The following is a 24,879-nucleotide window of genomic DNA, read 5'->3' as shown; positions in this document are numbered from 1 at the left end:
TTAAACCCGACAGGTTTTTAAAACTTGTCGGGTTTCTGATGAGAGAAAAATATTTAGCCACAGATTAAAAAGATTAACACAGATTAGAAAATCTTTAAAATCATTTTAATCTGTGGCAAGAAAAATAAACCCAAAGTAAAATTGATTTCAGACAAAATCTAAAATCAACAATCTAAAATAAATAACCTCATGTTAAAAATCGCCATTTTAGGACTCGGAGAAGGTCGAAGCACGATGTCGGCAGCTTTAAAAAGCTCAAAATTAGAGCTCGTAAAAGTATGTGACAGAAACGAAGAATTGTGTAAACAAAGAGCAAGAGAATTTGATTTTCACTCGTATACAACCAATTACGAAGATTTATTGAATGATACTGAAATTGATATAATCGCAATTTACACACCGGATCATTTACATGCAGATCATGTTAAGCAAGCTTTGCTTCACGGAAAACATGTAGTTTGCACCAAACCTTTTATCGATAATCTTGCAGATGCAAAAGATTTATTGGCTTTGAGCGAAAAAACAGGAAAGAAAGTTTTTATAGGTCAGAGTTCTCGATTTTTTGAACCTGCAAAAAGACAAAGAGCAGATTTTGAAGCAGGTTTAATAGGTGATTTAATTACAATCGAAGCGCAATATCACGCAGATCACAGATGGTTTCTGGAAAAAGAATGGTCGTTATTACAATCTTTTAAATGGCTTTACGGAGGTTTAAGTCATCCCGTAGATTTCATCAGATGGTATTTACCCAATATCGAAGAAGTAATGGGTTACGGAATGATCAGCAGTAACGGAAGTGCAGCCGGATTAAAAAACGAAGATACGATGCATTTTATCTTCAAAGCGACTGATGGAAGAATTGCAAGAGTTAGTGGCGTTTATACTTCGCCAACACAACCTGCGCAAAGAGATAGCGGAATGAGTACGATTTTACGTGCGACAGAAGGAGCAAGTCAGGCCGATTATCACGAATTGCGTTACGCTATTACAGATAAAACCGGTGAAGAAAAAGTAATAACATGGGGCGATGCAACCTTAAAACATTATTTCCGTTTTGAAGGACAAAGTCATCACGCAGGAGAATATCAAAATTATCTTGAATATTTTACAGATAGTATCGAACAAAATTTCACCGCATATCCTGACATGAAAGAAGGAATAGGAACCGTAGCTTTATTGCAGGCAATGGATAAATCATTACAAACCGGAATGCCAGTAAAAATAGCTGATATTCTTAACGAATACGGACTATGAACAGTATCTACGATAAATTAACAACGCTTGATTTTGTAATTGTAGCCGTTTATTTGGTGGCATTATTAGTTATTGGTTGGGTGGTAAGCGTAAAACAAAGCAAGAAAAATGAAACACTTTTTCTCGCCGGAAATTCGCTTAATTGGTACAGCATTGGGTTTAATATGTGGGGAACAAATGTTGGTCCGTCGTCATTATTGGCATTTGCGAGTATTGGTTACGCAACCGGAATTGTAGCCGGAAATTTCGAATGGTATGCATTTGTTTTTCTACTGCTTTTGGCGATGGTTTTTGCACCAAGATATATTGCGAGTAAAGTAAGCACGATGCCGGAATATATGGGAAAACGTTACGGCGATAGCACTCAAAATATTTTGGCCTGGTATGCTTTGGTTAAAATTTTGGTAAGTTGGTTATCGTTAGGATTATTTAGCGGAGGCATTTTAGTACGTCAGATTCTTGGAATCCCAATGTGGCAAAGTGTTACCGTTTTAGTAATTTTTTCAGGAATTTTTACTTTCGCCGGAGGATTAAAAGCCATAGCAAAAGTGAATGTTTTTCAAATGATTTTATTGATTGTTGTTTCGCTTACATTATCATATTTAGGTTTACAAAAATTGGGCGGAATCGATGTTTTAATTGCAAAAACACCTTCTAATTTCTGGAATTTAGTGCAGCCTGCAAACGACGCACATTATCCGTGGCCGGCTATTTTGTTGGGATATCCGGTTGCCGCAGTTGCTTTTTTCTGTACAGATCAATCAATGGTTCAGAGTGTTTTGGGAGCGAAGAATCTCGAACAAGGGCAACTCGGCGTTAATTTCATTGGCTGGTTAAAAGTAATGGCTTTGCCTTTATTTATTTTACCGGGAATTCTTTGTTACGCTTTATATCCTGAATTGGGTAAAAATTCAGACTTGGCATATATGACAATGGTGACTAATTTATTCCCAAGCGGAATGAACGGTTTGGTAATTTGCGTTATGATTGCCGTTTTAGTCGGAACAATTGGTTCGTCTTTAAATGCTTTGAGTACCGTTTTTACCAATGATATTTATGTAAAGAAAATCAATCCAGCCGCTACTATAAAAGATCAGATTAAAATTGGAAGAATCACGATTGCTGCCGGTTGTTTATTTGCAATTCTTATCGCAATTGCAATCGATAATATAAAAGGACAAAATCTATTTAATATTTTTCAGGCAGTTTTAGGCTTTTTAGCGCCTTCATTATCTGTAGTTTTCTTGCTAAGTATCTTCTGGAAACGCACTACAAAAAAGGCTGTAAATGCAACACTGTCTTGGGGTTCAGCTTTTAGTTTATTTGTTGGGGTTTTATATTTGTGGATTTTCCCTGCAGATAAATATCCCGTTTGGCCTCATTTTTTATTGATTTCATTTTACATTTTTGCTACATTATTGGTATCGGCTATTGTTATTTCATTAGTAGATAGATCTCCGGAAACTAATTTTGTTAGTGAAACTGATGTTCCTAAAACCAGTAAGAAAGTGAAGATTTTATTTGCTTTATTGGGATTGGTGATTTTGAGTTTGTATTTGTTTTTTAATGGGAATTAGATATTTAATTAATATTATAATAATAACGCTTTCTTTTATTAAGGAAGCGTTTTTGTTTGGTATTAAATCGTACGACAAATGATTTTAAAAATGTAAGTAAATTTATATGTATTTGAATAAAATAAATACTAGGTTTGTTACACTTACCTACACAAGATTGAATAAGTTTGAATATTTCATGCTTATAAATAAATTTTAGTAAAAGTAGAATCATTAATAAAAAAAATATGATAAAAAAAACAATGACATTCAATGATCTTAATTTGCAATTTTATGATGCATTAAATCAAATTTTCAACATTAACAAGAATCAAACTTGGGATGACTTAGCAAAACGAATAACGTTGGAAAAAATTTCTGAAACATATAAAATATATGGAGAAATATTTCCTTACAATTTGGATCGATACTCTTTGCTTCCAAAAAATGATGCAAAAGAAAAATTAACTTCAATTTTTCATGGAGTATTGGATGGGAAAAGTATAATAAATAATATTGCACGTTATTCATTGTATTCAGATGAAATAATAGTATTTCATCCACTACAAAACCCAAATTCAATATCTCCAGAATATTGTCCAATATCAAATCCTAATTTATGGAAAAGTGAATTTGTAAACGCACTCTATTTCTATATTGTTCTTCAAAAATGGGTAAAAAAGGGCTTGGTACATCTGATAGAGAATCCATATTCTTTTGAGCCTGAAACAACGGAAATGTTTCGGAATGTTGCGAGTAAAAGAGTTGATGAAAGTGAAGAAGATTTCTATGATGATCCTTTAATTAAAAAAGAACATGAAGAAATGATGTATGACAAGTTAAGAACTACGATTCTTGGATTGCCATCTGAAGCTATTGAAAAAACTATTAAAGGTGCCTTTCCTCATTACAGTGTTTATCAAATAAAACAAACTGCGATAGAAATGAAGGCACATAGAAAAACTCTACCTTTATATGTTGAGTTTGATGATAATGCAAGTGGTGAATTAATCGTAAATAGATCTGGTGGTAATATAGAAATGGTAGAATCCTTGTGTCGATTAACAGGTGCGCATTCATATACAACGCAAAATATAATACGAAAACAATTGGAATCTCGGGGAACAAATCCATTTTGGACAAAATTTGGAACTTTATACTCTGGTTTAAGTATGACATATTTAGATAATGTAGATACTAATTTTGCTCTAAATATAAGAGAAGAAGACAGAATTTCAGGTGTTAGAAAATCATTCCGAGAACTCAGTTCATTCCTCGAACAGTCAGAATTAGATAAACTTACGGATGATAAAATTTTAAATTTTAGTGATAAATTTAATTATGAAATAAAAAAATCAGAAGAAGAATGGATGAAAATTATTTCAGATGCACAAAAAGCTAATGCAGTGGCATTGACAGGTGCTGCAACAATTGGAGCTATTATAGATCCTACAAAAATTATTCTTCCCGCTATAGCTATACCTTCTTCAATAGCAATTGTTGAATATTTTAAAAAGCGTGGAATAAAAAGTTATAAGACAAAAGATCCATATTCAGTATTCGTTGATTTGAAAAACCAGAGACCTAGTTTCTTTAGTGAATTTAAAAATTGCATTATGTAATTAGGCTTGAAACTATTATAGATGTTATCATATAATAAGTAGGTTTACTTCCCAGTAGAAACCAACAACTCTCTAATATCAACCTTCAAATATTTAGAAATTTCATAAAGTGTTTCAATAGAAGGCTGATATTCATTAGTACACCAACGGGAAACAGTCGATACAGTTTTGCCTAAATGTTTGGCTAATTCCTTATTACTTCTATTAGTTTCAACTAAAACAACCTTTATTCTATTTAGCCTAAGTTTCGACATAATGTTGATTTATTGCTTTTTTATGCAAATATGATGTATTTTAAATATAATAAAAAGTATAATTTAATTGCTTAAAAGTGCTATAAAATTATAATTTAGTTTGAAATTTTTATCATTTGTAGTAAAATATTTACTATTTTTGTTTCAAAAAAAATGAAATGAAGCAATCAGGAAAACGACAATTAAAAATCCATCGAAAGTATTTTTCAAGGTCATATAGGCGTTATGTTGTATTTCCTGAAATCCGACTTTGTGGAAAATGGCTTCAGAATATTGGCTTTGTTCATGGGAAATTTGTAACAGTTCAGCATGAGAAAAATAAAATTATTATCACCGCCAATAAAGAAATCGAAAAGGTAATAAAAAAGTGAGTTTATTATCTTATTAGTATCTAAGAATTGTAGTTAATGAGAAAACATTTTGACATAGAAAAAATAGTAGAAAAGGTATAATCACAAATGAGTTAGATTATGAAATAGCTCTTATTTCTGATAGAAGACTAAGACTTCTTGCAAAAGAAAATCTTTATTTTAAAAATTTAAGAACTAAATTACGTGATATAATTGAAAAATATGAAAATGCTGAATGGAGTAACGTTGACAAAATTGATGATGATAAACTTTTAGAAAGTGATATAGCTGAATACATAGCTGAGTTGAAACTACTATTATTTAAAAATAAAGGCAATTAAAGGAGCATATAAGTTGTGTGAATTTCAATAAATAAATAATTATGAAAAGTAAAAAAATAGAATTAGAAATTGATACTATTGGTGGATTGAGTTCTCTAACAGTAGCTGAAGAAAAAGCTTTGAGTTATTTTTTTCAAAAGAAAAAAATAACAAAAAAGAAAATCGGCAAAAAGAAGCTAAATACATAAATACAAAATATGTTTATATTGATTTCAAAATACTCCCATTTTTGGGAGCATTTTTTTTATGTCACATTTCCCTCAATCAATGAATGATAAATCTCACAACTCATTATCTATTTCAACAAAATTCAACCAAAATTTAATGAATTAAATAAAAAAAATAGAGTTAAATTATCGTCAGTATAGAAAAAGGGTTAAATAACATGACAGAACAGGTTGTGAAATGTAAAAATAACACTTATCTTTAGCTCCAAAAAAAAGATATATGCAAAGCCGATTTTCCATTTTAAGATTCCTGTTTGTTTGTATTGTTTTATATCCTTGTGTTTTTCTGTTTGCACAAGAAAAACCAAAAGAAGCGACATGGATCTGGTACCCAGGTGATTTTGAGGTTTGGTTAAGCAATAAAATGCAAGTACGACGTACAGAACGCGAAGCAGTATTTCCACCACTTTGGCAATATTACAGTCCTTATTCCTTAGTAACTTTTCAAACAGAAGTAGATATTCCGGAACCAGACGAGGCAAAAATCTACTCAGAAGGATCTTTTCAATTACTTTTAGATGGTGTTCAGGTTTACGGACAGCCAAAATCAATAAAAATTCCTGTTGGAAAACACAAAATTTCCTTTAAAGTATATAATCAGGAAGTATTGCCGGCTATTTATATTGATGGTAAGTATGTTAAATCTGATGCATCATGGAAGGTGACTAATGAAGATAAACTTTGGATTGATGAATCTGGAAAAGCACAGCAATCAGGCACACCATGGGTACCTGTTGGTTCCTGGAATTTTTATTCACCAGAGAATAAACCTTCCGGATTTAAACTAACAACCAAACGTTTGAGCGCAAAAAAAACAGAAAAAACAGGAGCTGGTGAGTTGGTAGATTTTGGTAAAGAAACTTTTGGTTATATTAAAATTCACGGTTTAAAAGGAAAAGGTAAAATAGCCCTTTATTATGGTGAATCTCGTGAGGAAGCGTTGGATTCTGCCAAATGTGAAACTTTAGACCATTTATCTTTTGATGGAAAACAGCCTGAAACTTATACACATGACGGATCCAAAGCATTCCGCTATGTTCAGATACAAGCAGATGCAACGGTAAAATACGATTCTATTTCGATGCTTTATGAATACTTGCCATTAGATTATCGTGGTGCATTCAAGTCATCGGATGAACAATTGAATCAAATCTGGGATGTTTCGGCTTACACGATGCATTTAACAACCCGCGAATTTTTTATAGACGGAATTAAACGCGACCGTTGGGTTTGGTCTGGCGATGCTTATCAAAGTTATTTAATGAATTATTATTTATTCTTTGATTCGGCTTCGGTAGAACGAACGCTGTTGGCGCTTCGTGGTAAAGAACCTGTAACGGCTCATATTAATATCATAATGGATTATTCACTGTATTGGTTTGTAGGTGTTTACGATTATTATTTACATACGGGCGATACAAAATTTATAAAAACTTTTTATCCAAGAATGAAATCACTTATGGAATTCTGCTTAAAAAGAAGAAACACAAACGGATTTCTGGAACCATTAGAAGGCGATTGGGTTTTTATTGATTGGGCAGACGGATTACCAAAAACCGGAGAGGTTAGTTTTGAGCAAATGCTTTTAGCCAGAAGTCTGGAAGCCATGGCAGTTAGTGCTAAAATTGCAGGTGAAAATGAAGACCAAAAACAGTATCAAAAATTAGCTGATGATTTAAAAACAAAATTATTTGATGTGTTTTGGGATAAAAAGGAAAACGTTATGATGCACCAGCGTATAGACGGTAAAGTGCAAAATATTGTAACCAGATACGCTAATATGTTCGGTATTTTTTTTAATTATTTTAATGAAGAACAAAAACAAAGTATAAAAAAGAAGGTATTGCTTAATGATGATATTCTTAAAATCACAACACCGTACATGCGTTTTTACGAGTTAGAAGCATTGTGTGCTATTGGCGAACAGGATTACGTTCTAAAAGAAATGAAAGAGTATTGGGGCGGAATGCTAAAAGAAGGGGCAACATCATTTTGGGAAGAGTACAATCCAAACAAAAAAGGAACAGAACATTTAGCAATGTATGGACGCCCTTATGGAAAAAGTCTTTGCCATGCTTGGGGTTCCAGCCCAATTTATTTACTAGGAAAATATTATTTAGGCGTAAAACCAACTGCTCCGGGATATTCAGAATATGAAATCAAACCAAATTTAGGTGGTTTACAATGGATGCAAGGAAAAGTGCCAACACCAAACGGTGAAGTAGAATTATACTGCAGCACTAAAGAAATCAAAGTAAAAGCCGCGGAAGGCGAAGGAAGATTGGTTTTTGAAAGTTCAAGCAAACCAAAAACAAATTCAGGAACAATTACGGAATTGGCTAAAAATAAATATCAGTTGATTATTAAGCCTAATGTAGAGTATAAAGTAAGTTATAAAGCGATTTAAATTATTCATCCAGCATGTCATTGCGAGGAACGAAGCAACCTCACTAACAATTACACAAAGCTTGAATTTGCAAATGTGATTGCTTCGTTCCTCGCAATGACAGATTGAGTGTAAGTTTTCAAAAAAATAAAAAACCAATGTTTTCAAAAAATAAAAAATACAATTTTAAATCAAGCACAGTTTTTCTAACACTGTTTTTACTGTTATTTCAGTTTTCTGTTATGGCACAAAACACCGCATGGAAACCTGCATCTTTTGAAATTGTCAATAATTACAAAACCTTTAAAACAACACAATACGCACATATATTTTCGGGAAGCAAACATAATGTGGTTCGTTTAGCTCCGGAATTACAAGGATTAACGGGAATTGAACTTCCTTTAGAAAGTTATAAAAACGGAATAAATTCCCCATTACAATTAAAATTTAAAGAAAATGTTCAGGTTTTAATTGGCGTTTTTCAGGACAATGATTCAGAATATCTTCAATCGAATAAACTACAAAATTCAAAATTAGTTTTAGAAAATGGATTAACAATCACAGGTTTGCCTCCGGTAAATGTTTATGCCGTTTCTTATGCAAAAGGAACTCAAACTATAAATTTCGGAAAAGGATTATTTGCCGTTTTAGGAGTTGTAAAAAGTAGTCAAAAAATAGCATTTAGAAACGCGGCACTTCCAGACGGAAAACTTTGGAATCCGACTTTTATCGTTGAAGGATTTTCAGATGAAAAACCACTTTTCGAAATTATTGGCGGAGAAAATAAAGCCGTTGTAGATGAAGGAATGCCCGGAACAGAAGGAATTCAAGGAGGTTTTGAAGGCGGACGTGTGGTAAAAGTAGGCGATACCTATCATATGTTTCCAACAGAAAGAGCGGGAGAAAAAGGAGTTGATTATTATTATGATCGTGTAAAAACGAGAATTGGACACTGGGCAAGTAAAGACGCGATTCACTGGAAAAGAGAATCAACAATATATCAGGCAAGCGGAACTTATGCCGTAACCGAAGACGACAACCCAATGAATGATCGCCGTGCCGCAATTTGGTCGTATATGCCGGTTTTTAACGAAAAAGCAAACAAATGGTACGGCTATTATTTGGCTTATACAGTTAGTAAAACTATAGAACCGAATCATTCTTTTGGTCGAATCTGGCGATGCGAATCAACCGTTGACGGAATCGACGGAATTGGAGGCCCGTATAAAGATATGGGAATCATTATGGAACCGGGTTTAGACTCTGAACCGTGGGAAGGACGCCAAGGCGTGGCTTCTTTTTTTCCGTATAAAGTCGGCGATAAATACTTCGGTTTTTACAGCGGAGCATATCCATTTAATTCGTGGGCAGATTATCCGAAGAAAACTGGAAAAGGCTGGTCTGTGGCTTTAGCCGAATCAAAAAGTTTAGAAGGTCCGTGGAGCAGAATAAAAGACGGAAGTAATCCGATTAAAACAATGCATCCGTTTTTTGTAGAAAACCCAATTGTGAGTCAGTTGCCAAACGGTTTATACATTGCTATTTTTGATGGAGGTCCGGACGGTTGGGGACATCATTTGCCTAATATGATGGCATATTCATTATCGAAAGATGGAAAAAATTGGAGCGAAGCGAGATATCTTCCAATAGAAACAAAAGTTGATAAATGGTGGGATATTATGAGAACGCCATTGTGTTTAATTCCCGAAGGAAATGACGTTTATACAATTGTTTACGCCGCAATAGATTTGAAAAAGAGATTTCACCCAATGGGAATGGTAAAAGTAAAATTAAACAAAGACGTGATGGAATCCAGATTGAAGGAAATGAAGTAAAAAATAGAACGCGGATGAAACGGATTTACTTCGCAAAGACGCAGATTTGCGCGGATTTTTTATTTTAAACGCGCGTAATCTTTGTAAAAGTTTTAAACTTTGGTAAAGATGTTCAAAGTTAAAGAGAAGAAAAAGAAAGAAAAAGAAAGTAAAATAAAAATCAGTTTTTATCCGCGTTTTTACGAAGTAAATCCGTTTAATCCGCGTTCAAATTAGTTACAATTATAAAATACAAAATGAACAATAAAATCAAATATTTAGTATTAGCAATTACAGCACTTTTCATAAGCAGTTGCGCAACAATAAAATACAAGAAAAGAGAAATCAACGAAACCGTAATGCAGGAGATTTACAACGAAATCAAAACGCCTTATAAATACGGTTTGGTAATGGTGCCAACAGACAACTCCTATAAAATGGATTGCCCAAGTGTTTTTAGGAAAGACGGAAAATGGTTCATGACATATCTAATCTATGGCGGAAGAGGTTACGAAACCTGGCTTGCCGAAAGCGACGATTTATTACATTGGAAACATCTAGGAAAAGTAATGTCATTCTCTGAAAATGAGCAACATTGGGATGTTAATCAAAAAGCAGGATATATTTCGTTACAAGATCCAACCTGGGGCGGAAGCTATGAATGGGAAAAATACGATGATAAATATTGGATGAGTTATTTTGGAGGAGACAGCAAAGGTTACGAAGCCGGAATATTATCTATCGGAATGGCGTATACAAAAGAATCTCCAACAAAAGCACACGAATTTGAGCGTTTAGAAAAACCGGTTTTAACTCCCAAAGACAAAGACGCCAGATGGTGGGATAATAGTACGATGTATAAAAATAGTGTGATTCGTGATAAGGATAAATTGACAGGACACAATTTTATAATGTATTACAATGCGCGTGGAGATAGTATAAATCCTGCTAAAGGCGCAGAGCGTATTGCTATGGCAGTATCGGATGATATGAAACATTGGGAACGTTATGGAAATAAACCGTTAATCAATCATCATAAAGGAATCTCAGGAGATGCCTATATTCAACGTATTAATGATACGTGGGTGATGTTTTATTTTGGAGCTTTTTGGACGGGTTGGAATCAAGGTGCATTTAACCGTTTTGCCGTTTCGAATGATTTAGTAAACTGGACCGACTGGAAAGGTGATGATCTTATCAAATCATCTGAACCTTACGACGATTTGTTTGCCCATAAATCATTTGTTGTAAAATACAATGGCGTAGTGTATCACTTTTATTGTGCCGTAAATAAAGCAGAACAAAGAGGAATTGCAATTGCAACTTCTAAAGATTTAGGCAAAAGTGAAATGAATTTTGTTGCACCGCCGGAGAAGAAGAAATAGTTTTCAGTCTCAGTTTTCAGTCTTAGTTTAGTAAAATTATATAAAGAATTATGATCAATTTAGTTCAGTTGTTTTCCAAGTTTCAATTTACATTTTTCATCTTACTTTTAACAATTAACATTCAAGGGCAGTCCGTTACGGGCGAACCTGCGGGAATTCCTGAAATACCTAAAAAATATGAATTTGCTCCGTGGGAAGATCCTACGGTAACAAGTATAAACAGGCAGCCATCAAGAGCAACTTCATATTCATACACTAATATTGAAGATGCACTAAAAGGCGACAGAACCAAAAGCCGATTACAAATGCTAACCGGAGATTGGGATTTTAAATACGCATCAAATTTAAAAGAAGCCTCTAAAGATTTCTATAAAGGAAAAGTTTCAGGCTGGGATAAAATCGAAGTGCCATCAAATTGGGAATTAAAAGGTTATGATATTCCAATTTATAAAAGTGCCGTTTATCCTTTTAGACCAATAAATCCACCTTTTATTCCTAAAGATTATAATGGAGTTGGTTCTTACCAACGCAGTTTTACCGTTCCTGAAAATTGGAAAAACATGACAATTACACTGCATTTTGGTGCAGTAAGCTCTGGTTTTCAGGTTTGGTTAAACGGTGAATTTCTGGGTTATGGAGAAGACAGTTTTTTACCGTCAGAATTTGATATTACACCTTATTTAAAAGAAGGAGAAAATGTAGTTTCGGTACAGGTAATTCGCTGGACAGATGGCTCATATCTGGAAGATCAGGATCATTGGCGCGTAAGCGGAATCCAGCGTGAGGTTTTTATTATGGCTGAGCCAAAATTGCGCATTCAGGATTTCTTTTATCAAACAAAACTGGACAAAGAATACAAAGATGCTTCTTTTCAATTGCGACCAAAAGTAGAGAATCTGACAGGCGAAAAAATAAAAGATTATACTTTTCAGGCACAATTATACGATGCCAATAATGTGGCTTTATTTAAAGAACCGCTTCAAAAACCCGTTATCGATATGATCAACGAAAGTTATCCGCGTTTGGATAATGTGCGTTTTGGAATGTTTAAGGAAAACATCAGCAATCCAAAAAAATGGAGTTCAGAAGATCCAAATTTATATACTTTGGTAATGTCGATAAAAGATGCAAACGGAAATATTACAGAAGCCAAAAGCTGTAAAGTTGGTTTTAGATCGATCGAATTCTCAAAAGAAAATGGCAAAATGCTCATCAACGGAAAAGAAACATATGTGTATGGAGTAAACCGTCACGATCAGCATCCAACAAAAGGAAAAGCCGTAAATAGAGATGATATCAAACAAGATATTACGACCATTAAAAAATTCAATTTCAATTTTATAAGAACCAGCCATTATCCAAATGATCCTTATTTTTATGATTTATGCGATCAATACGGAATCATGGTTATGGACGAAGCCGATCAGGAAACACACGGAATTGGCGGTAAATTAAGCAACGACCCAAAATGGACAAATGCGTATTTAGAGCGTATGACCAGAATGGTCGAACGAGATAAAAATCATCCATCAGTTGTTTTTTGGAGTTTAGGAAACGAAGGCGGAAAAGGACCAAATCACGCGGCTATGTCCGGTTGGGTTCATGATTTTGATATTACACGTCCCGTACATTATGAGCCGGCGCAGGGAAATCCAAGATTAGACGGATATATCGATCCGCTTGATCCAAGATATCCTAAAACAATCGATCATGCATATCGATTCGAAAATCCGCAGGATGAACCTTATGTTGATATGGTTAGCCGTTTTTATCCGGGAGTTTTTACCCCTAAATTTTTAGTAGATCAAAAGAAAGATACACGACCAATTATTTTTGTCGAATATTCTCATGCCATGGGTAATTCTGTTGGAAATTTAAAAGAATTATGGGATGAATTCCGTTCGCTTCCAAGAGTTATTGGCGGTTGTATTTGGGAATTTAAAGATCAGGGATTATTGAAAAAAGATCATGCAACGGGTCAGGAATTTTTTGCTCACGGCGGAGATTTTGGCGAAAAATACCACGACGGAAACTTTAATACAAAAGGAATTGTAGATTCAAACGGAAAACCAAAAGGATCGATTTTTGAAAATAAATGGATTTATCAGCCAGCAACAAGTACATTAAAAGATAACTTTCAACTAGAAATTAAAAATCGTCAGGCGGTAAAATCTTTAGCAGAATATATTCCTGTTTTAACCCTATTAGAAAACGGAAATATTATTAAAACTCAAATTCTAAAACCTTTTAATTTAGAAGCCGGACAATCTATAATTTTAGATGTAAAACAGTATTTACCAAAATTGAAAAAAGATGCAGAATATTTTCTGAATATTGATTTTCAACTTTCGGCAGACAAACCCTGGGCATCAAAAGGATATGTTGTTGCGACAGATCAATTTTTATTGAAAAAATCAGAAGCTGTTGTTGAATTCAAAAAAGATGATAAAGCATATAAATCAACAGAAACAGATTCAGATTTTAAAATCAAAGGGAAAAATTTTGATATCAACATCAGCAAAGCAAACGGCGCGTTGAATTCGTATATTTTTAATGGCGAAGAACAGGTTTTTGCGCCATTACTTCCTAATTTTGTTCGACCTCTTACAGATAATGACAAACGTGGATGGAAATCTAATAAAGTTTTGAAACCGTGGTATCTGGCAAAACCAAAATTGATAAATACCAAAATGGCAATGTCTATTGATGGCGCGATAATTACAAGCGATTACGAAATTATAAAAGACAGCGCGCAAGTACAAGTCGTTTATAAAATCAGTGAAAACGGCGTTATTAAAGTAGACTATAGTTTGAAAGCCACAAACAAATTACCAAACATTCCAAAAATCGGAATGCAAATGGGAGTTCAGAGAAAGTTTGACCAAATTTCATGGTATGGAAAAGGAGAATTAGAGAATTATATCGACAGAAGTTTTGGATCTTTCGTAGGGAAATATTCATTACCAATTAATGATTTTCTGGAACATTACGTAAAACCTCAGGAAAATGCAAACAGAACCGAAGTAAGATGGATGGCTTTTACAACGCCGCAAAAAAATAAAGGTTTATTGGTTGTTGATGATGCAAAAGTGTTAAGCATGAGCGCGTGGCCTTACACACAAGAAAATTTAAGTGCCGCCAAACATACTTTCGATTTAAAAGATCCGGGATTTTTAACCGTAAATATTGATTTAATTCAGATGGGAGTTGGTGGAAATGATAGTTGGACAGCAGTTGCTCAGCCTTTAGAAAAATATCAAATTAAGTCTGGCGATTATCAATATAGTTTTTATATAGTTCCTTTTTCGGCAACAAAAAATGGATTAGAAGAAAGCTTGAAGAAATTTAAATATTAGTTATGTCCACTAAACCGGACAGGTTTTTAAAACCTGTCCGGTTTGACAAAAAGTTATGATTTTGTCATCTCGACGAAGGAGAGATCACATCCAGAGAGCAACGAACGTGAATACGTAATGTGATTTCTCGTCCCTCGAAATGACACAACTAAAAATAATAATAATGCCTAACAAAAAACAATTTTTTCTTTTTACAATTAACTATCGACTTTTGACTTTCAAACTTTCGACTGTATTGTTACTTTTCGCGGGATTCGTTTCCGCGCAGGAAATCCATAAAAAAGAAAAAACAGAATTTCAGCCCACAATCAATTCCGCAAAACCTTGGGTATATTGGTATTGGATGAAATCGGCTTATTCTAAAACAGGAATCACCGCCGATTTAGAAGCCATGAAACAAGCCGGAATTGCAGGCGCATATTTAATGACTATTAAAGGTCCTGCAAATCCGCCGTTAATTGATCCGCCGGTTTTGCAGTTGAGCCCTGAATTTTGGGATATGATTCATTGGGCTTTTAAGGAAGCCGACAGATTGGAGCTGAAAATTGCTTTTCACGGAGCTGATGGTTTTGCCGTTGCAGGCGGACCCTGGATTATGCCCGAAATGTCAATGCAAAAAGTGGTTTGGTCTACAACTGAAATTGCAGGAGGAAAATTAATTACTACAAAACTTCCGGTTCCGGAACATTACAAAGACTATTATAAAGACATTGCGACTTTTGCAATTCCGATAAAAGAATATCAAACTAATTCGCAAATTCAATTACCAAAAGTTACGACTTCAAATAATACGGATGCTTCGTTTTTGTCAGATCCTAAAAAAGATGATAATTTTAAGTTTGCAGATAAAGGCTGGATTCAATATGGGTTTGAAAAACCATTTACGTGTAAATCAATTGTAATTGAAACAAAAGGCAGAGATTTTCAGGCGCAGCGTTTAATTGTTGAGATTAGCGATGATGGAATTCATTTTAAATTTCATGAAAGAATGGTTGCTCCGCGTCACGGCTGGCAAGACATGGATTTTCTGCACACACATACAATTACACCCGTAACAGCAAAATATTTCAGATTTGTTTATGATCCTGTTGGAACTGAACCCGGCGCAGAAGATTTAGATTTTGCCAAATGGAAACAAAACCTGAAAGTGAGTAAAATAACACTTTCAAATCAGTCATTGATTGATAATTACGAAGGAAAATCAGGAGCAGTTTGGCGATTGAGTCCGGAAACTTCTGCAAAACAAATTCCGAATAATGACGCTTTCAAAAAGTCTGAAATTATCAATATTTCGAATTTAGTTGATGCCAACGGAAATTTGAATTGGAAAGCGCCAAAAGGAAACTGGAAAATTATCCGAATGGGACATACGTCTACCGGACATGAAAATGCTACGGGCGGTGCCGGAAAAGGTTTGGAAGTTGATAAATTTAATCCCGAATTAATTCGTTTTCAACTTGATCATTGGTTTGGTGAAATGGTTCGTACAAATGGAACAGAATTAACCTCTAAGGTTTTAGAAATCCTGCATTTTGATAGCTGGGAATGTGGAAGCCAAAACTGGTCTTCGGTTTTTCAGGCTGAATTTCAAAAAAGGCGCGGTTACAATCTGGTAGATTATTTGCCTGTAATGGCGGGAATTCCAATTGAAAGTGCTGATGTTTCAGAGAAAGTTTTATATGATGTTCGTAAAACAATTGCAGAATTAACAGCAGATAATTTCTTTGGAACGGTGGCTCAAATTGCCAAAGAAAATAACATAAAATTAAGTGCAGAAAACGTTGCGCCTGTCGTAACGAGCGATGCGTTATTACATTTTAAATATGTAGATTATCCAAGTGGTGAATTTTGGTTAAAAAGCCCAACGCATGATAAACCTTTTGATATGATTGACGCCATTTCGGGTGGACATATTTACGGAAAAGATATTATTCAGGCAGAATCGTTTACGGCTTTGCGAATGGATTGGGATGAACATCCTGGAAATTTAAAAACGCTGGCTGACAGAAATTACGCTTTAGGAATTAACCGATTATTTTATCACGTTTTTGTACATAATCCGTGGACTGACAGGAAACCGGGAATGACTTTAGACGATATTGGAACTTTTTTTCAAAGAGATCAAACTTGGTGGAAACCCGGAAAAGCATGGTTTGATTATTGTCAAAAAGTACAGTTTCAATTGCAAAAAGGAAAACCTGTTATTGATTTAGCGGTTTTTATTGGCGAAGATTTTCCTTCGCGTTCTTTTGTTCCGGATCGTTTAGTGCCTTTTATTCCGAATGTTTTTGGAAAGGAAAGACTCGAAAGTGAAAAAATACGTCTGGAAAATGTAGATCAGCCCACTACAAAAATGCCCAAAGAAGTTACGTATTCTAAAAATATTACGGATTTATCGCAATGGATAAATCCGTTAAATGGTTATCAATACGATTCGTTTAATGCTGATGTTTTAATTCATAATGCCAAAGTAGAAAACGGAAAAATATCTTTTGGCGGCGGCATTGAATACGGAGCTTTATTGTTTCCCGGAAGTCATAAAATGGCACCAAACAAAATGATTTCTTTGGCTGCAGCCGAAAAAATATTGGAATTGGTAAAAAACGGAGCAACTATTTTTGTTGATGAAAAACCGGATTTACAACCGGGAATGCAATCAGAAGCAAATCATGAAAAATGGAAAAAGGTTATTGATGAAATTTGGAATAATAACGCAAATACTTCTTCATGGAAAATTGGAAAAGGAACTATTATTAAACTTCCGTATTTAGGAAATGATTTTGCTTCAATTGGAATTGAACAGGATTTATATTTTCCAAAATTAAACAGAGCAGATTCTGAAACTATTGCCTGGACACACAGAAAATCTGAAAGTGAGGAAATCTATTTTCTTTCGAATCAAAAAGAACAAAAAAGAAGTTTTGAAGCTTCCTTTCGCATAAGCGGAAAAATACCGGAATTATATAATCCTGTAACAGATAAAACCATTGTTTTGTCTGAATGGAAAATAGAAAACGGACGAACTAGTATTCCGATTGTATTGGAAGAAAACGAATCGTGTTTCATTATTTTTAGAGAAAATACCAAAGAAGTACTTTCGAATAAAAAGCAAAATTATATAGCTACAGAAACAGTTCAGACTTTGGATGAAAACTGGGAATTGCAATTTGATCCGGAATTTCACGGACCAAAAGAACTCGTAAAAACTAACAAACTTTTTGATTGGAGCACTTCTACAAATGATCAAATTAAATACTATTCAGGAACTGTAGTTTATAAAAAGGATTTTATCTGGAAAGAAAAAACCAACGAAAAATTCTGGCTTGATTTAGGTACAATTGCCAATATTGCTGAGGTAACTATAAACGGAAAAGACTGCGGAACAATTTGGACTTTTCCATACAAAACAGATATTTCTGAAGCTTTGAAAAAAGGAAAAAACACGATAGAAATTAAAATCACAAATACATGGGCAAACCGATTAATTGGTGATGAGAAATTACCAAAAGAAGAACGATTAACCTGGACAACTGCGCCTTTTAGATTGCAGGAAGGAATATTATTAAAAGCCGGATTATTGGGACCGGTTACTGTTTTAAAAGAGCTAAGAATAAAGAATAAAGAGTAAAGAAAAAAAAATAGAAAAAATAGCCACGAATTCACGAATGATTGTGGGAAAAGATTAAAGAAAAATTCATGAATTCGTGGCGAAAAAAATATTGAAAATGAAGAATATTAAACACACTTTCATAATAATGACATTGCTTTTTGGAAGCTTCCAAATCAATGCAAAAATCAGATTACCGGCGTTGTTTTCGGATAATATGATGCTGCAGCAAAAGTCGAACGCGCCAATGTGGGGCTGGGCAGAGAAAAATGGAAATCTGACTGTAAAAACGTCATGGAATTCTAAAATCTATAAAGCAAAAGCAGACAGTCAAGGAAAATGGAAAGTTGAATTGCAAACACCATCTTTTGGCGGACCTTTTACAATTGAAGTTTCCGAGGGAACAGAAAAAGTAATCGTAAAAAATGTATTAATTGGCGAAGTCTGGCTTTGTTCCGGACAATCAAATATGGAGATGCCTTTGAAAGGATTTCAGGGTCAGCCCGTAAAAAGCGGAAACGAAATCATTGTAAGATCAACAAATAAAAACATTCGATTAATTACAATTCCAAGAGCAACGGTTTTAGAACCTTTGGATGATTTTGAAGGAAAATGGGAAGTTGCTTCGCCAAAATCGACATCCAATTTTAGCGCGACGGCTTGGTATTTTGGCTCGATTTTACAGGAAGTTTTAGATGTTCCGGTGGGATTAATTCACGTTTCATACGGAGGTTCAAGCATGGAAGCCTGGATGAATCAGGAAATGCTAAAAGATTTTGCAAGCGCTAAAATCCCGACGACAAAAGAAGAATTGGCAAAAGATCCAAATCGTGTTCCGACAACTTTATTTAACGGAATGCTTTCGCCTGTAATTGGTTACGGAATAAAAGGCTGTATTTGGTATCAAGGCGAATCAAATTACGAAAGAGCTTCGGAATACAAAGATTTAATGAAAAAAATGGTAAGCAGTTGGAGAGCTTTATGGAAACAGGGAGATTTCCCTTTTTATTATGCTCAGATTGCACCGTTTAATTATGCTTCATTTCATCCAAAAGATTATTTGGATAAATACAATTCGGCTTATTTAAGAGAAGCGCAATTGAAAGCTACAAAAGAAATTCCCAATTCGGCGATGGCAGTTTTAATGGATATTGGAGAAGAAAATAACATTCATCCAATGGATAAAGAAAAAGGCGGAAACCGATTAGCGTTTCAGGCTTTGGCAAGAACATACGGAATTGAAGGTTTCGAATTTGAAAGTCCGAAATACAAATCGATGGAAATAAAAGATGGTTCTGTAACGGTTTCTTTTGATGATGTTGCAAACGGAATTACATCTTATGAGAAGGAAGTTACAGGCTTTGAATTGGCGGGAGAAGATAAAATATTTTATCCGGCTAAAACCGTAGTTCGCAGAAAATCAGTAGTTTTAACCTCTGATAAAGTGACAAAGCCAGTTGCGGTACGTTATTTATTTAAAGATTTTGTAAAAGCAGAATTATTTAGCGCAGGAGGTTTGCCCGTTTCATCTTTTAGAACAGATGAATGGTAGGCGATTAAACCTTTTATAAAATATATAGTCTAATCAGTTCATTTAAGTTATTACTTATATTGGTTATAAGATTTTGTTGGATAAAACCTGACAGCCAAAGCCTTTGGATAATATCTGTCAGGTCTTTTCTAAACAAAAAATGCATTGTTTATTATTTCGTGTGAATGATAAATTAAAATTAAACATAAAAGATTATAAAATTTTAATATAAAGTGGTTCTCCATTTTTAAGTAATTTTACGTCCAAACAAATAAGTGTGAAAAATACAATAATTATATTTTCTCTCTTTATATCGCTTTTCACAAGAGCGCAAATCCCTGTGCTTTCAACTTATAATCAGGTTTGGAATACGCAAAGTAGTAATGCGTCAGAATCAATGCCTTTGGGCGGAGGAGATATTGGTTTAAATGTTTGGGTCGAAAAAGGAGATTTATATTTCTATTTTTCCCGCAGCGGAACTTTCGATGAACATAATACGTTACTAAAATTAGGCCGCGTAAAAGTTACTTTAACACCAAATCCGTTTAAGGATAATGAAGGTTTTCATCAGGAATTGATTTTAAAAGACGGTTATATTTCGATTGCTCAAAATAATACTCAAATCAAACTTTGGGTTGATGTTTTTAAGCCGGTAATTCATTTGGATTTAGAAAGTAAAACGGCTTTAAAAATGACGGCTTCTTATGAAAGCTGGCGTCACATCAATCGTCCTTCCAAAGGAAAAGCAAATAATGCCAATTCGCATAAATGGGCACCGCAAGGCGAAATTATAACCTATAAAGATTCCATTTCATTTGAAAATAACGGCGTAAAATTCTATCATAAAAATCGGCAGAATACTGTTTTTGATGTTGCAGTTAAACAGCAAAAAATGGAATCGGTAAAAGATCAAATGATGAATCCTTTGACGAATTTAACTTTTGGAGGTTTTATGTCCGGAAATAATTTGAAGTCAGACAGAACTTATGAAGGAAAATATCAGAATACTGATTTTAAGGGATATTCACTTTCGAGTATAAAACCATCAAAAAAACAGGAACTTCAAATTCATTTATTTACCAGTCAATCTGATATTCAAACTTGGGAAAACGGTTTAAAAAATCAAATTTCATCAAATAAAAATACTTCAAAACAAGCAGAAAAAAACACTGTAAAATGGTGGAATGATTTCTGGAACCGCAGTTTTATTTTCACACAAAAAAATCAATCGATTGAGAAAGATTCGGTATATCAAATTGGTCAAAATTATCAATTGTTCCGATATATGTTGGGATGTAACGTTTACGGAAAATATCCAACAAAATTTAACGGCGGACTTTTTACTGTTGACCCTGTTTTTACGAATCCCGATTTAAATTTCACACCTGATTTTAGAAATTGGGGCGGCGGAACAATGACGGCGCAAAACCAGCGATTGGTTTATTTTCCGATGGTAAAAAGCGGTGATTTTGATATGATGAAATCGCAATTGGATTATTATCTGAGTCTACAAAAAAATGCTGAATTAAGAAGCAAAGTGTATTGGAATCATAACGGAGCTGCTTTTACAGAACAACTGGAAAATTTTGGTTTACCAAATCCGGCAGAATACGAATGGAAACGTCCCGCAGATTACGATCCGGGAATGGAATATAATGCCTGGCTTGAATATGAATGGGATACGGTTTTTGAATTCTGCCAAATGATGTTGCAGCAAAACGAATTTGCGAAAGAAGATATTCAAAAATACAATTCATTCATTATAAGCTGTCTTCGCTTTTTTGATGAACATTATCAATATCTCGCCAAACAAAGAGGCAGAAAAGCATTGGATGGAAATGGAAAATTAATTTTATTTCCCGGTTCAGGTGCTGAAACGTATAAAATGACCAATAATTCAAATAGTACGATTGCAGCTTTGCAGGTTATTACAGAAAAGCTTTTAAACCTTTCAGCAGAACAATTATCGAAAGAAGAATTGGAATATTTAAAAGGTTTTCAAACCAGAATTCCGCCTTTGAATTTTGGCACAGTTGAAAATCATAAAGTATTAGTTCCTGCAAAATCATGGGAACGAATTAATAATTCTGAAGTACCGCAATTGTATCCGGTTTTTCCGTGGGGAATTTACGGAGTTGGAAAACCAGATTTAGAAACGGCCTTGAATACGTGGAAATATGATAGTGATGCAATAAAATTCAGAAGTTATATTGGCTGGAAACAAGATAATATTTTTGCCGCAAGATTAGGTTTAACCGAAGAAGCTGCAAAATATAATCTTTTAAAAATGAGTAATTCTGAAAGAAGATTTTCGGCATTTTGGGGTCCGGGTTTCGACTGGGTTCCTGATCATAATTGGGGCGGAGCCGGAATGATTGGAATGCAGGAAATGCTTTTGCAGGAAGCAAACGGCAAGATTTATCTTTTTCCGGCGTGGCCAAAAGACTGGAATGTTCATTTTAAATTACATGCATCTCAAAATACCACTATAGAAGCCGAGCTTGAAAACGGAATGACTAAAATTATTAAAGTGACTCCTCAGGAAAGAGAAAAAGACATTATAAATCTGTTAGGGATTTCAATAGAAGAAAAGAAAAAATTAAACTAACTATTATTACCAATCACAATGATCAAGAAATTATTAAGTACTGCAGTTTTGTCAATGCTTTTAGCAACAAACATACAGGCACAATCAGCTGGAAAAGCAACTGAAAAGCAAATTGTTAAAGTCGATTTTGATTTTTCGGGACGCAGAGCCGAAGAAGTAAGTGACCCGCATTATAGTTCCTGGCCAATAACGGAACAAACGGAAGCTGAAAAATCTTTTAATAATGTAACATTCAAATTAAAGGGAAATTTTTCGTCGAAATGGTTTAAAGTGGGGATGAACGCACCATTTTACGGTCGATTGACAAGTGACGGTCTGGCAACTGATAAAACTTTAGAACTTGCAATTAGCGGATTAAAAGCAGGTGAGCATTCGCTGCTTACTTTTCATAATACATTTGATAAAATTGAAGGAAAAACATTTGCTCCGGTAAAAATTTATGTAGACAATAAATTGGTAGAAACTGTAGTTCAAAGTAATAGAGCAACTTCTGCCATTGATGCAGCAACAGCTTATATTGAATTTAAGGCTCAGGCAGGTAAAAATGTTGTGATTCGTTTTGAATTAGATTCGAAAGCTCCGGATTTAATTCAGCAAATGGTCATCAACGGATTTGAAATCGATACGCCAAATCTTAAAAAACAATCGAATTCTCCAAAACCAGAAAATGGCGATGAACATGTTGTTCTTGGAGAAAAATTTATGTTGAATTGGAAAGGTTCAGGAGATGCTGTTGCACATGATTTTTACTTTGGAACAGATAAAAAAACTATTACAGAGGCGAATGAAAAGTCATCAGAATTTAAAGGAAAACTGACTGATACGAAATATGCGGTTTCTAATTTGTATAGTTTAACGACGTATTACTGGCGTGTTGATGAAGTTGATGCAAAAGGAAACAAAACATTAGGAACTGTCTGGTCATTTAAACCTGCGCAATTGGCTTTTCGGGGAGCTGAAGGTTACGGACGTTTTGCCGTAGGAGGAAGAGGCGGAAGTGTTGTTGAGGTTACAAATTTAGATGACAGCGGACCGGGTAGTTTTCGTGCTGCCGTAAATGAAGGAAACGGTCCTAAAACTATTGTATTTAATGTTTCGGGAAATATAAAATTAACAGACCGATTGGTAGTAAATAATCCATATATCACGATTGCGGGACAAACGGCACCGGGTGAAGGAATTACGATTAGCAGAGCGCCTGTTGGTTTAACCGGAAATGACGGGATTATAAGATTTTTGAAAGTTAGAATTGGCGGCGGAAAAACGTATGACGGAATGGGTCTTACAGGTGCAAATCATAGTATTATTGATCACTGTTCTATTAGCTGGACAATTGATGAATCTTTCAGTTCTCGCGGAGCACATAATATTACATTACAGCGTACTTTAATTTCTGAAGCATTAAATGTAGCCGGACATGATAAATATGAAGTTGGAAAAATGCACGGTTTCGCAGCTACAATTGGTGGCGATGTTGGTAGTTTTCACCATAATTTACTGGCTCACAATTACGGAAGAAACTGGAGTATTGGCGGTGGTTTAAACGGAGACGGTTATTACACAGGAAGATTGGATATTAGAAATAATGTGGTGTATAACTGGGGACAAAGAACAACTGACGGAGGTGCAAACGAAGTTAATTTTGTAAATAATTATTACAAACCGGGAGCTTCAACTAAATATTTTTATGCTTTAAACGCACAGCATGAAGGTGTTGGAAAAGGAATGCAGCGTTATTATTTTGATGGAAATATAATGCAGGGATATTTTGATGAGAAAACCCAGGAGAAAGGAAGAACTTCTACAATTTCACATAATGAAGTTGTTAAGTATGAAACTTTTGTTGATAAACCGTTCTTTGAATCGTATGTAAAAACAGAAAGTGCAGCGGCTGCATATAAAAATGTCCTTTCGGATGTTGGAGCGAGTGAACCGTTTTTTGACAAACATGATAACAGAATTATTCAGGAAACTTTAAAAGGAACGTTTACTTATAAAGGAAACAAAAGCGGTTTAGGCGGAATGATCGATTCTGAAAAAGATTTAGGAGATTTAGGAGATTATGCAAGCGAAAAACGTCCTGAAAATTGGGATACAGATCATGACGGATTACCAAATTGGTGGGAAACTGCACGAGGATTAAATGAAAATTCGAAAGCCGGAGATTTTGCAGACACTAATTTAGATGCTGATAAAGATGGTTTTACACAATTAGACGAGTATTTAGACTGGATGGCACAACCACATTTCTTTATCAATTCTGGTGAAAAGAAAGAACTTTCAGCAGCAGATTATTTTAAAGGATATGAGAAAACGCCTGTTTACACATTCTCTGATCTTAAAAATGGACAAGTTGTTTTAAAAGGAAAAGACATTCAATTCACAGCAATAGAAAAAGGATTCGCTTCAGTAGTAATCACGGTTAAAGATGCAGATGGAGATTCGATGAGCAGAGTAATAAATTTCTTTGTGAAGTAAAAAAAAAATAAAATCTGCCTAATCTGCAAAATCTGCGTGAAAAATAAGTATCACGCAGATTTTGCAGATTTTAGCATATAAAAAAAATCCGTTTTAATCCGCGTTTTGCT

Annotated in this window: 14 protein-coding genes; 13 read left to right on the top strand and 1 reads right to left on the bottom strand. The window is 34.4% G+C overall.

Annotated elements, in window-relative coordinates:
- Positions 1 to 189: 189 nt before the first annotated feature.
- The 3 genes from OLM54_RS14030 to OLM54_RS14020 all read left to right on the top strand — a co-directional run bounded on the left by OLM54_RS14030 (position 190) and on the right by OLM54_RS14020 (position 4,432).
- Entirely contained in the window at positions 190 to 1,254 is a 1,065-nt protein-coding gene (locus OLM54_RS14030) for a Gfo/Idh/MocA family protein (protein ID WP_264535214.1), read from the top strand.
- A complete protein-coding gene (locus OLM54_RS14025) occupies positions 1,251 to 2,831 on the top strand; it encodes a sodium:solute symporter (RefSeq protein ID WP_264535213.1) in 1,581 nt (526 codons plus the stop codon). Before OLM54_RS14030 ends, OLM54_RS14025 begins: the two co-directional genes overlap by 4 nt.
- 227 nt (positions 2,832 to 3,058) lie before the next feature.
- A complete protein-coding gene (locus OLM54_RS14020) occupies positions 3,059 to 4,432 on the top strand; it encodes a hypothetical protein (protein WP_264535212.1) in 1,374 nt (457 codons plus the stop codon).
- A 44-nt stretch (positions 4,433 to 4,476) separates the two neighbouring features.
- Here the strand turns inward: OLM54_RS14020 and OLM54_RS14015 are convergent, their stop codons facing one another.
- Entirely contained in the window at positions 4,477 to 4,686 is a 210-nt protein-coding gene (locus tag OLM54_RS14015) for a helix-turn-helix transcriptional regulator (protein WP_264535211.1), read from the bottom strand.
- Between the two features lie 158 nt (positions 4,687 to 4,844).
- Between OLM54_RS14015 and OLM54_RS14010 the strand changes: the two genes are divergently transcribed.
- The 10 genes from OLM54_RS14010 (at position 4,845) to OLM54_RS13965 (ending at position 24,769) form a co-directional block, all read left to right on the top strand.
- Entirely contained in the window at positions 4,845 to 5,057 is a 213-nt protein-coding gene (locus tag OLM54_RS14010) for a SymE family type I addiction module toxin (protein WP_264535210.1), read from the top strand.
- Between the two features lie 361 nt (positions 5,058 to 5,418).
- A complete protein-coding gene (locus tag OLM54_RS14005) occupies positions 5,419 to 5,565 on the top strand; it encodes a hypothetical protein (protein ID WP_264535209.1) in 147 nt (48 codons plus the stop codon).
- A gap of 259 nt (positions 5,566 to 5,824) precedes the next feature.
- The gene (locus tag OLM54_RS14000; RefSeq protein WP_264535208.1) at positions 5,825 to 8,011 is read left to right on the top strand and encodes an alpha-rhamnosidase; all 2,187 of its coding nucleotides are present in this window, start codon (positions 5,825 to 5,827) and stop codon (positions 8,009 to 8,011) included.
- A gap of 221 nt (positions 8,012 to 8,232) precedes the next feature.
- Positions 8,233 to 9,825, top strand: coding sequence for a hypothetical protein (locus OLM54_RS13995; RefSeq protein ID WP_264535207.1), 1,593 nt, complete (start codon positions 8,233 to 8,235; stop codon positions 9,823 to 9,825).
- 236 nt (positions 9,826 to 10,061) lie between these two features.
- Complete coding sequence (locus OLM54_RS13990; RefSeq protein ID WP_264535206.1) at positions 10,062 to 11,189, top strand: glycosylase; 1,128 nt, start codon at positions 10,062 to 10,064, stop codon at positions 11,187 to 11,189.
- Between the two features lie 50 nt (positions 11,190 to 11,239).
- The gene (locus OLM54_RS13985; protein WP_264535205.1) at positions 11,240 to 14,545 is read left to right on the top strand and encodes a glycoside hydrolase family 2 TIM barrel-domain containing protein; all 3,306 of its coding nucleotides are present in this window, start codon (positions 11,240 to 11,242) and stop codon (positions 14,543 to 14,545) included.
- A gap of 163 nt (positions 14,546 to 14,708) precedes the next feature.
- A complete protein-coding gene (locus OLM54_RS13980; protein WP_264535204.1) occupies positions 14,709 to 18,173 on the top strand; it encodes a glycosyl hydrolase in 3,465 nt (1,154 codons plus the stop codon).
- 97 nt (positions 18,174 to 18,270) lie between these two features.
- Positions 18,271 to 19,704 (top strand): sialate O-acetylesterase, encoded by a 1,434-nt coding sequence (locus OLM54_RS13975; protein WP_264535203.1) that lies wholly within the window; start codon positions 18,271 to 18,273, stop codon positions 19,702 to 19,704.
- Positions 19,705 to 19,960: 256 nt separating this feature from the next.
- The gene (locus OLM54_RS13970; protein ID WP_264535202.1) at positions 19,961 to 22,291 is read left to right on the top strand and encodes a DUF5703 domain-containing protein; all 2,331 of its coding nucleotides are present in this window, start codon (positions 19,961 to 19,963) and stop codon (positions 22,289 to 22,291) included.
- An 18-nt stretch (positions 22,292 to 22,309) separates the two neighbouring features.
- Positions 22,310 to 24,769: a polysaccharide lyase family 1 protein gene (locus tag OLM54_RS13965; RefSeq protein ID WP_264535201.1), complete on the top strand. Its 2,460-nt coding sequence runs from the start codon at positions 22,310 to 22,312 to the stop codon at positions 24,767 to 24,769.
- Positions 24,770 to 24,879: the final 110 nt, after the last annotated feature.

The sequence above is a fragment of the Flavobacterium sp. N1736 genome (assembly GCF_025947065.1).
In the GTDB taxonomy this organism is placed as follows: Bacteria; Bacteroidota; Bacteroidia; order Flavobacteriales; family Flavobacteriaceae; genus Flavobacterium.
This window is presented reverse-complemented; position numbering and strand designations above follow the sequence as displayed.

Coding starts and splice junctions, on each gene's coding strand:
- OLM54_RS14030 (WP_264535214.1), top strand. CDS start 190: ATGTTAAAAATCGCCATTTTAGGACTCGGAGAAGGTCGAAGCACGATG.
- OLM54_RS14025 (WP_264535213.1), top strand. CDS start 1,251: ATGAACAGTATCTACGATAAATTAACAACGCTTGATTTTGTAATTGTA.
- OLM54_RS14020 (WP_264535212.1), top strand. CDS start 3,059: ATGATAAAAAAAACAATGACATTCAATGATCTTAATTTGCAATTTTAT.
- OLM54_RS14015 (WP_264535211.1), bottom strand. CDS start 4,686: ATGTCGAAACTTAGGCTAAATAGAATAAAGGTTGTTTTAGTTGAAACT.
- OLM54_RS14010 (WP_264535210.1), top strand. CDS start 4,845: ATGAAGCAATCAGGAAAACGACAATTAAAAATCCATCGAAAGTATTTT.
- OLM54_RS14005 (WP_264535209.1), top strand. CDS start 5,419: ATGAAAAGTAAAAAAATAGAATTAGAAATTGATACTATTGGTGGATTG.
- OLM54_RS14000 (WP_264535208.1), top strand. CDS start 5,825: ATGCAAAGCCGATTTTCCATTTTAAGATTCCTGTTTGTTTGTATTGTT.
- OLM54_RS13995 (WP_264535207.1), top strand. CDS start 8,233: ATGGCACAAAACACCGCATGGAAACCTGCATCTTTTGAAATTGTCAAT.
- OLM54_RS13990 (WP_264535206.1), top strand. CDS start 10,062: ATGAACAATAAAATCAAATATTTAGTATTAGCAATTACAGCACTTTTC.
- OLM54_RS13985 (WP_264535205.1), top strand. CDS start 11,240: ATGATCAATTTAGTTCAGTTGTTTTCCAAGTTTCAATTTACATTTTTC.
- OLM54_RS13980 (WP_264535204.1), top strand. CDS start 14,709: ATGCCTAACAAAAAACAATTTTTTCTTTTTACAATTAACTATCGACTT.
- OLM54_RS13975 (WP_264535203.1), top strand. CDS start 18,271: ATGAAGAATATTAAACACACTTTCATAATAATGACATTGCTTTTTGGA.
- OLM54_RS13965 (WP_264535201.1), top strand. CDS start 22,310: ATGATCAAGAAATTATTAAGTACTGCAGTTTTGTCAATGCTTTTAGCA.